Source organism: Streptomyces sp. NPDC058459, assembly GCF_042721685.1.
In the GTDB taxonomy this organism is placed as follows: Bacteria; Actinomycetota; Actinomycetes; order Streptomycetales; family Streptomycetaceae; genus Streptomyces.
This window is the reverse complement of sequence record NZ_JBHXLV010000189.1, coordinates 1-12,716: the sequence shown is the minus strand read 5'-3', so window position 1 is coordinate 12,716 and position 12,716 is coordinate 1. Positions and strand designations below refer to the sequence as shown.

At 73.0% G+C, this 12,716-nt stretch carries 14 protein-coding genes; 8 read left to right on the top strand and 6 right to left on the bottom strand.

All coding sequences use genetic code 11. The features are described 5' to 3' along the window. From ACFWN1_RS26425 to ACFWN1_RS26415, 3 genes are all read left to right on the top strand, one after another. Window positions 1–192, top strand: a 192-nt coding sequence (locus tag ACFWN1_RS26425) for a hypothetical protein (protein WP_384366835.1), incomplete at its 5' end; no start/stop codon positions are given. Window positions 193–361: 169 nt separating this feature from the next. Continuing rightward, window positions 362–1,702 carry a transcriptional regulator gene (locus tag ACFWN1_RS26420; protein ID WP_384366832.1) on the top strand — a complete coding sequence of 447 codons (1,341 nt, stop codon included), beginning with the start codon at window positions 362–364 and terminating at the stop codon, window positions 1,700–1,702. A 96-nt stretch (window positions 1,703–1,798) separates the two neighbouring features. Further along, window positions 1,799–2,338 (top strand): NUDIX hydrolase, encoded by a 540-nt coding sequence (locus ACFWN1_RS26415; RefSeq protein WP_384366829.1) that lies wholly within the window; start codon window positions 1,799–1,801, stop codon window positions 2,336–2,338. On the opposite strand, the gene ACFWN1_RS26410 is transcribed toward ACFWN1_RS26415, so the two are convergent. Together ACFWN1_RS26410 and ACFWN1_RS26405 are read right to left on the bottom strand one after the other, a co-directional pair. Beyond that, window positions 2,332–2,589 carry a hypothetical protein gene (locus ACFWN1_RS26410; protein WP_384366826.1) on the bottom strand — a complete coding sequence of 86 codons (258 nt, stop codon included), beginning with the start codon at window positions 2,587–2,589 and terminating at the stop codon, window positions 2,332–2,334. The genes ACFWN1_RS26415 and ACFWN1_RS26410 overlap by 7 nt on opposite strands. Window positions 2,590–2,779: 190 nt before the next feature. Then, a complete protein-coding gene (locus ACFWN1_RS26405) occupies window positions 2,780–3,652 on the bottom strand; it encodes a 3-hydroxybutyryl-CoA dehydrogenase (RefSeq protein WP_384366823.1) in 873 nt (290 codons plus the stop codon). 256 nt (window positions 3,653–3,908) lie between these two features. Here ACFWN1_RS26405 and ACFWN1_RS26400 point away from each other — a divergent pair, with 256 nt between their 5' ends. Further along, complete coding sequence (locus ACFWN1_RS26400; RefSeq protein WP_384366837.1) at window positions 3,909–5,078, top strand: glycoside hydrolase family 10 protein; 1,170 nt, start codon at window positions 3,909–3,911, stop codon at window positions 5,076–5,078. Between the two features lie 86 nt (window positions 5,079–5,164). Here ACFWN1_RS26400 and ACFWN1_RS26395 read toward each other — a convergent pair whose 3' ends face one another. Both ACFWN1_RS26395 and ACFWN1_RS26390 read right to left on the bottom strand, forming a co-directional pair. Next, window positions 5,165–5,362, bottom strand: coding sequence for a DUF1918 domain-containing protein (locus ACFWN1_RS26395; protein ID WP_384366820.1), 198 nt, complete (start codon window positions 5,360–5,362; stop codon window positions 5,165–5,167). 19 nt (window positions 5,363–5,381) lie between these two features. Beyond that, the gene (locus ACFWN1_RS26390) at window positions 5,382–6,293 is read right to left on the bottom strand and encodes a DMT family transporter (protein WP_384366817.1); all 912 of its coding nucleotides are present in this window, start codon (window positions 6,291–6,293) and stop codon (window positions 5,382–5,384) included. Here ACFWN1_RS26390 and ACFWN1_RS26385 point away from each other — a divergent pair. Further along, on the top strand, window positions 6,292–7,725 hold the full coding sequence (locus ACFWN1_RS26385) for a PLP-dependent aminotransferase family protein (RefSeq protein WP_384366814.1): 1,434 nt from the start codon (window positions 6,292–6,294) through the stop codon (window positions 7,723–7,725). The genes ACFWN1_RS26390 and ACFWN1_RS26385 overlap by 2 nt on opposite strands. 124 nt (window positions 7,726–7,849) lie before the next feature. After that, window positions 7,850–8,443, top strand: a complete 594-nt coding sequence (locus tag ACFWN1_RS26380) for a histidine phosphatase family protein (protein WP_384366811.1) — start codon at window positions 7,850–7,852, stop codon at window positions 8,441–8,443. Here ACFWN1_RS26380 and ACFWN1_RS26375 read toward each other — a convergent pair. After that, window positions 8,425–8,871 carry a DUF6314 family protein gene (locus ACFWN1_RS26375; RefSeq protein ID WP_384366808.1) on the bottom strand — a complete coding sequence of 149 codons (447 nt, stop codon included), beginning with the start codon at window positions 8,869–8,871 and terminating at the stop codon, window positions 8,425–8,427. The two genes, ACFWN1_RS26380 and ACFWN1_RS26375, sit on opposite strands and share 19 nt — an antisense overlap. 336 nt (window positions 8,872–9,207) lie before the next feature. On the opposite strand from ACFWN1_RS26375, the gene rox reads away from it, so the two are divergent. Next, window positions 9,208–10,689 carry a rifampin monooxygenase gene (gene rox / locus ACFWN1_RS26370; RefSeq protein ID WP_384366805.1) on the top strand — a complete coding sequence of 494 codons (1,482 nt, stop codon included), beginning with the start codon at window positions 9,208–9,210 and terminating at the stop codon, window positions 10,687–10,689. Here rox and ACFWN1_RS26365 read toward each other — a convergent pair. Further along, entirely contained in the window at window positions 10,640–11,125 is a 486-nt protein-coding gene (locus ACFWN1_RS26365; protein WP_384366802.1) for a GMC oxidoreductase, read from the bottom strand. The genes rox and ACFWN1_RS26365 overlap by 50 nt on opposite strands. A gap of 249 nt (window positions 11,126–11,374) precedes the next feature. Here ACFWN1_RS26365 and hchA point away from each other — a divergent pair, with 249 nt between their 5' ends. Beyond that, entirely contained in the window at window positions 11,375–12,247 is an 873-nt protein-coding gene (gene hchA / locus ACFWN1_RS26360; RefSeq protein WP_384366799.1) for a glyoxalase III HchA, read from the top strand. The last annotated feature ends 469 nt before the right edge of the window (window positions 12,248–12,716 follow it).

Genomic DNA, 12,716 nt, shown 5'->3' with positions numbered 1-12,716 from the left:
TCACGGACTCGATCCGTGGCCGGCCGCCGCCGTTCCCGGCGCCCACCGGGCCGGGTGCCCGGCCGCCGCCGCGCGAACGCGGGCCGGGGCCCGAGGGCCGTACCGGCGACGCGGTACCGGTCCCGCGCGGCAGCGAGAGTGCGGGGCTCCGCCCGGCACCCGGGGGCGCTCGGCCGGACCGCCGCCGGATGAGGGGGAGCGGCGGCCCGGCCCGCCTCTCGCGAGGCGGGGCACCCAGTGAAGCGGTCCCGCCCGCGCGCCGGACAGTGCGCGCGGGACGCGGATGCGCGTACTTCGTTCACACCCCGTGTGAACCCGTTCGCACTACGCTTACGGCACCACGCCACTCGGGGGGCCACTGATGCAGCCCAACACTCTGCTCGACGCGATCCTGGACGAGGCGGGGATCTCGCACGCCGGGCTCGCCGCCCACGTCAACCAGGCCGGCCGCCGCCGGGGTCTCGCGCTCAGATACGAACACACCGCCGTCGCGCGATGGCTGAAGGGCCAGCGGCCGCGCGGCCAGGTACCGGATCTGATCTGCGAGGTGCTCGCGGGCCGGTTACGGCGCCCGGTCACGCTGGACGACATCGGCCTCGGCGTGCCGGGCGAAGCCGCCACCGCCCACGCCGGCTCGCTCTCCGGGTTCGTGGAGCGGGCCACCGCGCTGTGGCGCTCCGACGAACAGCAGCGCCCGCATGTGCTGGGCGCCCCCGCGGTCACCGGTACGCCCGCGGTGATGCCGGTGTGGGAGTGGGAGAACCCGCCGGAGGACGTCGACGTCTCGCGCGGCGGCCGGCTGCGCGTCACCGAGGCCGACATCGGCACCCTGCGGGCGGCCCGCGCGCACTACGAACAGATGTACCGGAAGGCGGGCGGGGTGGCGACCCGCACCCGCGTCGTCGGCTTCCTCAACGCCGAGGCGGCGCCCCTGCTGCGGGGCAGCTACCCCGACGACACCGGCCGCCGGCTGCACCGCGCCACGGGCGGGCTGGTCGCCGTCGCGGGCATCTGCGCCTACGACTCCGACGCGCACGGCCTCGCCCAGCGCTACTTCCACCAGGCGCTGCGGCTCGCGAAGGCGAGCGGGGACCGGGGCCTGGGGGCGTACGTGATAGCGCTGCTGGTCAACCAGTCGCTGTTCATGCGGCAGTACCGGCAGGCGGTCGCCTTCGCGGAGGCCGCGCTGCGCACGGCCGGCCGTCACATCACCCCGGCGCTCGCCTCCGACCTGTACGCGATGCAGGCCAAGGCGTACGCGCACCTCGGCGACGGGGGCGGCGCGCTGTCCCGCATCCGGCGGGCGGAGACGGCGGCCGGCCAGATCAGGCCGGGCGCCGAGCCCGACGAGACGGGGTACGTGCAGCCGGGGCTGGTCAACGTCCAGGTGGCCGAGGCGCTGCTGAGCCTCGGGGACCTGTCGGCCGCGCGGGAGCACGCGGCGGCGGCCGTGGACAACCCGGCGCACGACCGGGGCCGGGTGCACCGGCTGGCGATGCTCAGCACGATCGAGCTGCGCCAGGGCAACGCCGACAAGGCGGTGGCGACGGCTGTGCAGATGGCTGAGCAGGCACGCGGCATGGAGTCCCAGCGGCTGCGCGACCGGCTGCGGGCGGTGCGCGAGTACCTGGTGCGCTGCGGCTCGGCCGGGACGGCGGACGCGGCGGAACTGATCGACGGCGCGCTGCGCGTACCGCTGTAGCGGGCCGGGGCGCGGTGCGCCGCCGCGAGCGCCCTGTGGGCCGGGAACAGTCCCTGCTGCGATATTGCCACTTACTCGGCGGAAGGTGGCAGAACCGTGCAGTGGACGAAACAGAACGAACAGACTGTGTACGCGAATCGCTGGTTCAGCGTCAATCTGGCGGATGTCGAGCTGCCCGACGGCTCACATCTCGACCACTTCGTGATCCGGCTGCGGCCGGTCGCCGTCGCCACGGTGGTCAACGAGGCCAACGAGGTCCTGCTGCTGTGGCGGCACCGCTTCATCACCGACAGCTGGGGCTGGGAACTGGCCGCGGGGGTCGTGGAGGACGGCGAGGACATCAGGAGCGCGGCCGCGCGGGAACTGGAGGAGGAGACCGGCTGGCGGCCGGGACCCCTGCACCACCTGATGAGCGTGGAGCCGTCCAACGGCCTGACCGACGCCCGGCACCATGTCTACTGGTCCGACCGGGGTCAGTACACCGGTCATCCCGTGGACGACTTCGAGTCGGACCGCCGTGAGTGGGTCCCGCTCAAACTCGTCCCCGACCTGATCGCCCGTGGGGAGGTCCCGGCCGCCAACATGGCGGCCGCGTTACTCCTGCTGCACCATCTCCGGCTCGCCGACGGTCAGTGAGCCAGCGCCTGCCATACGGCGGCGGCGAGCGCCCCCAGGGCGGTGAGCGCCGCGACCGAGGTCAGTGGCCAACGGGCGTGTTCGAGCGAGTTCACCCGGGAGTTCAGCTCGTCCAGCTCCTTGGCGGTCTCCTCGGTACGGTGACTGAGCAGGGCCAGCCCGCCTTCGACGCGCGCGTAGGCGACGTCGAGGCGGCGGCGTAACTCGGCCAGTTCTCCGTGAACCACGGCCTGCTCCGGTTCGACGGTCACGGGTCCACTCCCTTCGGTGGTCGGGCGGGACGACTCCGCGTCCCTTGCATGCGCACGCAGAGTCAACCGCCCCGGTGGGCCCATGGGGAGCGTGTGCGAACGGCATATGCGAGCCCCCGGCGCACACGGAGTGTGAAACACGAGGACCCGGCACCCACATGAGTGCCGGGTCCACCTGTGTTCCGTCCGCTCAGTACGAGTAGAAGCCCGAGCCCGACTTCCGGCCCAGCCGGCCCGCCTCGACCATGCGCTGGAGCAGCGGGGGAGCGGCGTACAGGGGCTCCTTGTACTCGGTGTACATGGAGCCCGCGATCGACACGATCGTGTCCAGGCCGATGAGGTCGGAGAGCTTCAGCGGGCCCATCGGGTGGGCGCAGCCCATCTCCATGCCGTTGTCGATGTCCTCGCGGCTGGCGATACCGGACTCGAACATGCGGATCGCGGAGAGCAGGTACGGCACCAGCAGGGCGTTCACGACGAAGCCGGAGCGGTCCTGGGCACGGATGGCGTGCTTGCCGAGCACCTTCTCCGCGAAGAGCTGGGCCCGGCTGAGCGTGCCCTCGGAGGTGGTGAGGGCCGGGATCAGCTCGACCAGGTCCTGCACCGGGGCCGGGTTGAAGAAGTGGATGCCGATCACATGGTCGGGCCGCGAGGTGGCGACCGCCAGCTTCACCAGGGGGATGGAGGAGGTGTTGGAGGCCAGGATCGCGTCGGGACGCGTCATCACCTGGTCGAGCACCTGGAAGATCTCCGTCTTCACCTGCTCGTTCTCCACCACGGCCTCGATCACCAGGTCGCGGTCGGCGAACTCGCCCAGGTCGGTGGTGAAGCTCAGCCGGGAGAGGGCCGCGTCGCGCTCCTCATCGCTGATCTTGCCGCGCTCCGCCGCCTTGGCCAGGGAGTTGTGCAGCCGGGTACGGCCGTACTCCAGGGCGTCGCCGGTGGTCTCGGCGACCATCACGTCCAGTCCCGCGCGTGCGCACACCTCGGCGATGCCCGCGCCCATCTGGCCGCAGCCCACGACTCCGACGCGCGAGATGTCTCCGGCTCGGAAGTCCGTCACATCGTCCCCTTCGCTGGTTCTCCGGCTCGTGCGGGGCGTCCGGATTCGGTGCCCGCTCCGATCGTGCACGTTACCGCCAAGTATCGATGATCGATCGACGGGGTAGGGACAGGCCGTGCCTCCGGGACGATCCGTCACGGGGCCAACTCGGAGCGTGTGGGAGGTACGGATGGCGGCTCGTGCGATGTCCGGGGCGCGTCCTCCGGCAGGGACCGTCTCCCGAAGGACCGTCGCCCTCGGGGTGCCGGCCGCCCTGATGACGGCCGGGAGCACCCCGGCGTTCGCCTCCGGGCAGCACCGCCGGGAGCTGCGCGGGGTCTGGCTCGCCACCGTCGCAGGCCGGGACTGGCCCTCGCGGCCGGGGCTGCCGCCCGAGGAGCAGCGGGCCGAGCTGACCGCCCATCTCGACCGGGCGGTGGCGAACCGGCTCAACGCCGTGATCTTCCAGGTGCGTCCCACCGCCGACGCCCTGTGGCCCTCCCCGTACGAGCCCTGGTCCGAGTACCTGACCGGCACCCAGGGCCGCGACCCGGGCTGGGACCCGCTGGGCACCGCCGTGCGCGAGGCCCACGCGCGCGGGCTTCAGCTGCACGCCTGGTTCAACCCGTACCGCGTCGCCAACCACACCGACCCCACCCGTCTCACCCCGGACCACCCGGCGCGGCTCCACCCGGAGTGGGCCGTGCCCTACGGCGGCAAGCTGTACTACGACCCCGGGCTGCCGGAGGTCCGGAACTTCGTCCGGCTGGCCATACTGGACGCGGTCGCCAAGTACCCCGTGGACGCGGTCCACTTCGACGACTACTTCTACCCGTATCCGGTCGCCGGGCAGACCTTCGACGACGACGCCGCCTACGACGCGTACGGCGGGGGCTTCGACGACCGGGCCGCCTGGCGCCGCGACAACATCGACCGGCTGGTGCGGGAGGTCGCGGCGGGCATCCGGCGGGTACGGCCCGGCACCCGCTTCGGGATCAGCCCCTTCGGCGTGTGGCGCAACGCCGCCACCGACCCCTCCGGCTCCGACACCCGGGCGGGCGTGCAGACGTACGACGACCTGTACGCGGACACCCGGAAGTGGGTCCGCGAGCACTGGATCGACTACATCGTCCCGCAGCTCTACTGGAACATCGGCTTCCCGGCCGCCGACTACGCCACGCTCCTCGACTGGTGGGCGGAGCAAGCGGCGGGCACCCGGACCCGGCTGTACGTGGGGGAGGCGCTGTACAAGGCGGGCGCGGCCGGGCAGCCCCCGGCCTGGCAGGACCCCGCCGAGCTGTCCCGGCATCTAAGCCTGGCCGACAGGTATCCGCAGGTGCGCGGGCATGTGTTCTTCGCCGCCCAGGAAGTGGCCCGCGATCCGCTGGGCGCGATGGCGCGGGTCGTCGCCGGCCACTACCGCCGGCCGGCGAGACCCCCGCGCTGACCCCGTTGCCGTTCCCCGGCCGCGGCCCTGCCCGATGGTCCCGGCCGGCTCGTCCCGGCTAGTTCGTCCCGGCTAGTTCGTCCCGGCTAGTTCGTCCCGTCCTCGTGGTGGCGGACCTGGCAGTCCGGGCCGGGAGACATGATGGCCTCGTGCCCGTCCTCGAAGCGGACGCGGTAGGGCGGTTCGCCCTGCTCGCCGATCACTTCGACCACTTCGGTGACCTGATCGTGTTGGCCCACCACTCGTCCGTGCTGGACAAGGCGGTCGCCCTTGGACGCGTGCATTGTCAGGCCCTCCTCACGGTCACGACCGTTGGGTGACGGCGATGCAGACGAGCACGGCGAACGCGGTCAGCGGTGCGGCCGCGGGGACGTGCTCGCCCAGTAGCAGTGCCGACCACACCAGTGTGAGCAGGGGCTGAGCCAACTGCAACTGGCTGGCCCGCGGGACGCCGACCGCCGCCATGCCCCGGTACCAGAGGAGCAGCCCGAGGAACTGCGAGCCCACCGCGACCCACAGCACCCCCGCCACCCCGTGCGCGGTGAGCCGTACGGGCTCCTGCCCCAGCGCCAGCGCGGTGCCGAGCGCGCTCAGCGGCAGGCACAGCACCAGCGCCCAGCCGATGACCTGCCAGCCCGGCATGACCCGGGCCAGCCGGCCGCCCTCGGTGTAGCCGGCCGCGCACACCAGCAGCGCCGCGAAGAGACAGGCGTCCGCCCTGGTCAGCGCACCGCCGCTCTGGACGACCGTGAACGTCACCACGGCCGCCGCGCCCGCCAGCGCGGCCGTCCAGAACCGGCGCGAGGGACGCACCCCCGTGCGCAGCGCGGATACGGCGGCGGTGGTCAGCGGCAGCAGACCCACCACGACGGCCGCGTGCGCGGTGGTGGAGGTCCGCAGGGCGAGAGTGGTCAGGAGGGGGAAGCCGAGCACCGTCCCGATCCCGACCACGGCGAGCCCCGGCAGATGCCGGGCGGCGGGGAGCGGCACCCGCAGGAGCAGCAGGCAGGCGCCCGCGACCAGGGCCGCGAGGACACCCCGCACCGCCACCAGCGACCAGGGGCCGAAGCTCTCCAGCCCCCAGGCGGTGGCGGGGAACGTGAGGGAGAAGGCGACCACACCGAGAGCGGCCTGGCCGGTGCCCAGCAGCAGGGAATCACGGGGCTCGTTGACTGCTATCACGGTTGCATCGGTAGCGCTACTCTTTGCTCTCATGAACGAGCGTAGCAGTGTGCGGGAACTGGCGGAACAGCTGAGGAGAGAGCTTGACCGCTACTCACCCGGTGGAAAGCTGCCGTCCAGCCGGGCGCTGGTCGAGCGGTTCCGGGTCAGCCCGGTGACCGTCTCGCGGGCGCTGGCCCAGCTCGCCGCCGAGGGCCTGGTCGTCACCCGGCCCGGCGCGGGCGCCTTCCGGGCCCGGCCCCGCGCCGCCACTCCGCCCGCCGGTGACACCTCCTGGCAGGAGGTCGCGCTGAGCGCCGACCCCGCCGGCGATGTCGTGCCCCGCACCGTGGACGCCTCCGGTGTCATGGTCTCGCTGCCCGCGCCGCCGCCGGGCGTGCTGGAGCTGAGCGGCGGCTACCCGCACCCCGGCCTCCAGCCCGAGCAGGCCATGGCCGCCGCCCTCGCCCGCGCCGGACGGCGCCCCGGCGCCTGGGGCAGGCCGCCGCTGGAGGGGCTGCCCGAGCTGCGGGAGTGGTTCGCACGCGGCATCGGCGGCTCCGTCACCGCCGCCGAGGTGCTCATCGCGGCCGGCGGTCAGTCCGCGCTGGCCACCGCGCTGCGCGCGCTCGCCCCGCCCGGCGCGCCGGTCCTGGTCGAGTCGCCCACCTACCCCGGCATGCTGGACCTCGCCCGCGCGGCCGGCCTGAAGCCCGTACCGGTGCCGGTCGACGCCGACGGCGTACGCCCCGGCCTGCTGGCCGACGCCTTCCGGGCCACCGGTGCCCGCGTCTTCGTCTGCCAGCCCCTGTTCCAGAACCCGACCGGCGCCGTGCTCGCCCCCGACCGCCGCGCCGAGGTGCTGCGGATCGCCCGCGCCTCGGGCGCCTTCGTCATCGAGGACGACTACGTACGCCGCCTCGCGCACGCCGACGCGCCCCCGCTGCCCCCGCCGCTGATGGCGGACGACCCGGACGGCGTCGTCGTGCACGTCGGCTCGCTCACCAAGGCGACCTCGCCCAGCTTCCGGGTCAGCGCCCTCGCCGCGCGCGGCCCGGTGCTGGAACGCCTGCGCGCCATCCAGGTCGTGGACAGCTTCTTCGTGCCCCGGCCGCTGCAGGAAGCGGCGCTCGAACTCGTCGGCTCACCGGCGTGGCCGCGCCACCTTCGTTCGCTGTCGGCCGAGCTGGCCGTACGCCGGGAGGCGATGACCGGCGCGCTCGGTCTGCGGCTGCCCGAACTCACCCTGCCGCACATCCCGTTCGGCGGCTTCCATCTCTGGCTCCGCCTGCCCGAGGGCGTCACGGAGACCGCCCTGACCGCGGCTGCCCTCCGCGCGGGCATCTCCCTCACCCCCGGCCGCGTCTACTTCAGCGCCGAACCCCCGGCGGCCCACATCCGGTTGAGCTTCGCCGCGGTCGCCGGCACGGGGGAGATCGCGGAGGGGGTGCGGAGGCTGCGGGCGGCGTGGGACGAGGTGCGGTGAAGGCGCTCGGGTCAGCTGCCCGATGGGGCCGGTGAGGCAGGCGGGGCGATGTTTTCCCGTCACGCCCGAAGTGGCACGGGCAAGGGCTCTTGACCGGCCACCGTCCTGGGATCACCATCACCGCATGCCACTTCGGGTGACGTTCGTGGCCGCAGCGCACGGTTCCCCGTCGCACGCGGAGCGGTTCCAGGACGACCGGCCGCTGGACCAGGCGGGCTGGGACGAGGTGCGGCGCTCGGTCGGCTATCTGCTGCCGCTGGCCGCCGCCGAGTTGCGCTACTGCTCCCCGACACCGCGCAGCCGCGCCACCGGCGACGCGCTCGGCTACGCCCCTCTCGCCCAACTCGCCCTCCGCGACTGTGACATGGGGCGCTGGCGGGGACTGACCCTGGCCGAGGCGATGGCCCGCGAGCCGCAGGCGGTGGACGCCTGGCTCGCCGACCCGAGGGCCAGTCCGCACGGCGGCGAATCGATGCTCGCCTTCATCTCGCGGGTGGGCGGCTGGCTCGACACCCGGCCCGGCGACGACTGGGCCCGTATCGTCGCCGTGGCCGAGCCGCCCGTGATCCGCGCGGCCCTCGTCTACGCGCTTAAGGCACCCCCGGCCGCCTTCTGGAGCATCGACGTACGCCCGCTGTCCACGGTCACGGTCGCCGGCCGCGCGGGACGCTGGACGCTGCGCCTGGACGCGGTGTCCCCTCAGCCCTCGCGCACATAGTCCGTGGTGAGCACGAGATCCTTCCCCGGCCCGCCGACCCGCCACACCGAGCGCCAGTGGCCGGCGGCAAAGACGGTGAACTCACCCCGGTAGAAGTCCGCCGCGCAAGGGTGCCCGGCGATGTGCCGCCCGCCGCGCAGATCGAGGTCGTGGAAGGGCCGCCCGTCCGCGAAGCGCACCTCCGCCGTGCCCGGCACGGCCCCCGGCACGAACCGCAGCGTCCGGGTGGCGGGCCGCGTCACCGCCTGCCAGGTGAACTCCCCGGCCTCCTCGTGCGAGAGCCCGTCCGGAGACGGCGCGAAGGTCGTACCTCCCGCGAAGTACCCCTCGTCCGCGCCCGCCAGGTCCCGCACGGTCCGCGTGACCCGCCAGCGCCCGGCGAGGAACCCGAGCACGTCGGCCACCGGCCACCACTCCCCGCCGGTCACCACTCCCCGCCGGTCACCGCGTCCTCCGGTCCATGGTCCGAGCTTACGGTCCCTCTCCGAGCGGGTGACCGGTCCGCCTCCTCCACCGGCAGCCACAGCTCCGCGTCCGCCTCACCGCCGTCCCCGGACGGCCGGCGTGGCCACCCGGAAACAGCGAAGGCAAGGAGGTCGGACGCTCCTTGCCACTTTCAAGATATAGCGCACAGGGGGTCTTGCGGCAAGGCCCCCGTGGTGTCGCAGAATGGGCGGCCGCGGCCGGGAGTGAGGGAAATGGCGTGTTTGCGCAGTACGCCCCGCTTCTCGGTTCGCGGTCGATTTCGTTGACGGGGCGGGTGGATGTTCGATGTGATCGTGGTCGGCGGCGGGCCGACCGGGCTGATGCTGGCCGGGGAGCTACGGCTCGGCGGAGTGGAAGTCGTCGTGCTGGAGAGGCTGGCCGAGCCGGGCAGCCAGTCCCGTGGACGCGGCCTGCACGCGCGCAGCGTCGAGGTGATGGACCAGCGGGGCCTGCTGGGACGGTTCCTCGCGGAGAGCGAGAAGTTCCAGGTCGGCGGCCTGTTCGGCGGCATCATGAAGCCGTGGCCGGACCGGCTGGACACCGCGCACCCGTACGGCCTCGCCATCCCGCAGGTGACCACCGAACGGCTGCTCGACGCATGGGCCCGCGAACTCGGCGCCGAGATCCGGCGCGGCCAGGAGGTGGTCGCGCTGAGCCAGGACCCGGAGGGGGTGGGTGTCGGACTGGCCGACGGGACGGACCTCCGCGCACGCTACGTCGTCGGCTGCGACGGCGGCCGCAGCACGGTACGCAAGCTGCTCGGCGTCGGCTTCCCCGGCGAACCCGCCACGGTCGAGACGCTGCTCGGCGACATGGAGGCCACCGAGGACCCGGCGGCCATCGCCGCCGTCGTGGACGAGGTCCGCAAGACGCAGCCGCGGTTCGGGCTGGCGCCGGACGTGGACGGCCACAAGGGGCTGTACCGCGTCATCGTGCCCGCCGACGGCGTCTGCGAGGACCGGTCCGCCCCGCCGACCCTCGCCGAGTTCCAGCAGCGGCTGCGGGCCGTGGCCGGCACCGACTTCGGCGTGCACTCACCCCGCTGGCTGTCCCGCTTCGGCGACGCCACCCGGCAGGCCGAGCGCTACCGGGACGGCCGGGTCCTGCTGGCCGGCGACGCTGCCCACATCCACCCGCCGGCCGGCGGCCAGGGGCTCAACCTCGGGGTGCAGGACGCGTTCAACCTCGGCTGGAAGCTGGCCGCCGAGGTCAACGGCCGGGCCCCGGACGGCCTGCTCGACAGCTACCACACCGAACGCCACCCGGTCGGCGCCCGCGTGCTCGGGACCACCCGCGCCGGCATGACGCTCCTCGGCACCGACCCCGGCGCCGCCGCGCTCCGCGAACTCCTCTCCCGGCTCATGGACTTCGAGGAGGTGAACCGCCACATCACCGGCATGATCACCGCCGTGGACATCCGCTACGACCTCGGCGACGGCCATGAACTCCTCGGCAGGCGGCTGCGGGACGTGAAGCTGAGGCACGGGCGCCTCTACGAGCACACGCGCCTCGCCCGCGGCCTCCTCCTCGACCAGACCGGCCGCCTCTCGGTGGACGGCTGGGCGGACCGGGTGGACCACGTCATCGACGTGAGTGAGGAACTCGACGTGCCTGCCGTGCTGTTGCGCCCGGACGGGCATGTGGCCTGGGCGGGGGAGAGTCAGGAGGAGCTGCTCGCCCACCTGCCCAGGTGGTTCGGCGCGGCCGGTGTCACGGCGCCGGGTAATCGGCCAGCAGTGCCTCGCTCGCCTTCTCGCTGACCAGGTGGACCGCCGAGTCGATGAAGAGACCGGGGATGTCGGGGAACACCGACGCGTCCACCACCCGCAGCCCCTTCACCCCGCGCACCCGGAAGTCGCCGTCCAGCACCGCCAGCCGGTCGTCTTCCGTGCCGATCCTGGCGGTGCCGCACGCGTGGTGCCCCCAGCACTGGGTCCGCGCCCACTCCTTGAGCTGGTCGTCGGTCCGGACCTCCGGTCCCGGGACCAGCTCGCCCCTCACGCCCGCGTCCCCCGCGTTGGCGATCACGTCACGAGCGATCCGCAACCCGTCCACCAGGCCGTCCAGATCCTCCTCCCAGCCGGGCGTGCCCTCGGAGAAGTAGTGGAACCGGATCTCCGGCGGCTCGGTGGGATCGGTCGAGCGCAGGGTCACCGAGCCACCCCGGTTCCTGGTGTGCCCCTTCAGCACGACCACGCCCAGCCGGTCGCGGCCCTGGGTGCCGTCCTCGGCGTAACCGGGGTAGTAGCCGTGGAAGTCGAGCGGCGCCCGAGCCGACGATCACGAAGTCAAATTCTTGAGCGGTTTCCGGTGGCTGCCGAGGCATCCGATCTCCTCCACGCGGGCTCCCCCCGGCCACTCTGCACCCCGGGGATGGCGCCCCCCACCCGCCCCGTCATGCGTCCGGGCCGGGCAGTGCCTACGTTGGAGAAAAGGAGGTTTCCCATGTCAGACGCGACCGACCCGAGCAGGAACCCGGCTCCGGACCCGGCCGAGGACAACGCGTTCTTCCCGTCCCCGTACTCGCTGAGCAAGTACACCGCGCCCAGGACGGACTTCGAGGGCGTGGAGCACAAGGGCGCCTACACCGGCGGGCGGTGGAAGGTGCTGATGATCGGCACGGACGAGCGGTATCTGCTCACTGAGGACGGCAAGTTCTTCTCCACCGGCAACCATCCCGTGGAGACGCTGCTTCCGCTGCACCACATGATGGAGGCGGGCTTCGACGTCGATGTGGCCACCCTCAGCGGCAACCCCGTGAAGCTGGAACTGTGGGCCATGCCGGAGGAGGACGAGGCCGTCATGGAGACCTACGAGGCGATCAAACCCAAGCTGAAGCAGCCGCTGGAACTCTCCGAGGTCGTCGCGGACAAGCTCGGACCCGAGTCCGACTACATCGCCGTCTTCATCCCCGGCGGACACGGAGCGGTGATCGGGCTCGCGGACAGTGAGGACGTGACCAAGACCCTCGACTGGGCGCTCGCCAACGACAAGTACGTCATCACCCTCTGCCACGGCCCCGCCGCGCTGCTCGCCGCCGCCCAGGGCAAGGACAGGTCGCCCTTCGTCGGCTACTCCCTCTGCGTCTTCCCGGACGCCCTCGACGCCGGCGCCAACCTCGAGATGGGCTACCTCCCCGGCCGGCTCCCCTGGCTGGTGGCCGACCTCCTGGAACAGCAGGGCGTCACCGTCCTGAACTCCGACATGACCGGCCAGACCCACCAGGACCGGAAACTTCTCACCGGGGACAGCCCGCTGGCGGCCAACGCACTGGGGCTCATGTCGGCGGACGTACTGGTCGAGGCGGTGCGGGACTGAAGCCCTCGGGGCAGCGCGAGCACGCAGCACTCGTCGCCCTCGGGATCGCTGAGGCACGTCCACGGGAGGTCGCTCCGGCGTGGATCAGCCGGGGTTCCCCGACGGATGGAGGGCCTCGGCGCCACGATCTGGACCCCGGCCGGCAACGGGACCTGCCGCAGCCGGGGTGGTCGCCACGCGCGGCGGGTGCGGTCCTCGGATGCCGCGCCGGGACGCGGGCCGGCGCAGGAGACCCGGAACCCCAGGTCGGCGAAGCGACCCCTCCCACAGGCTGATCTCCCCTGCCGGACCCGCGTCATCGGCCGGTCCCGCTGTCAGTGCTCCGTGTCACGATGCGGACGCGTCCCAGGGGAATAGGGCGCTGACTGCCAGGGGTCGGGACGGGTGCGGGTACGGAGCCGGACGGGCCGTCCAGATGCAAGCGCGGCGCGCTCCAGGTGACCGCCGACGTCACCGTCGTCCACCCGGT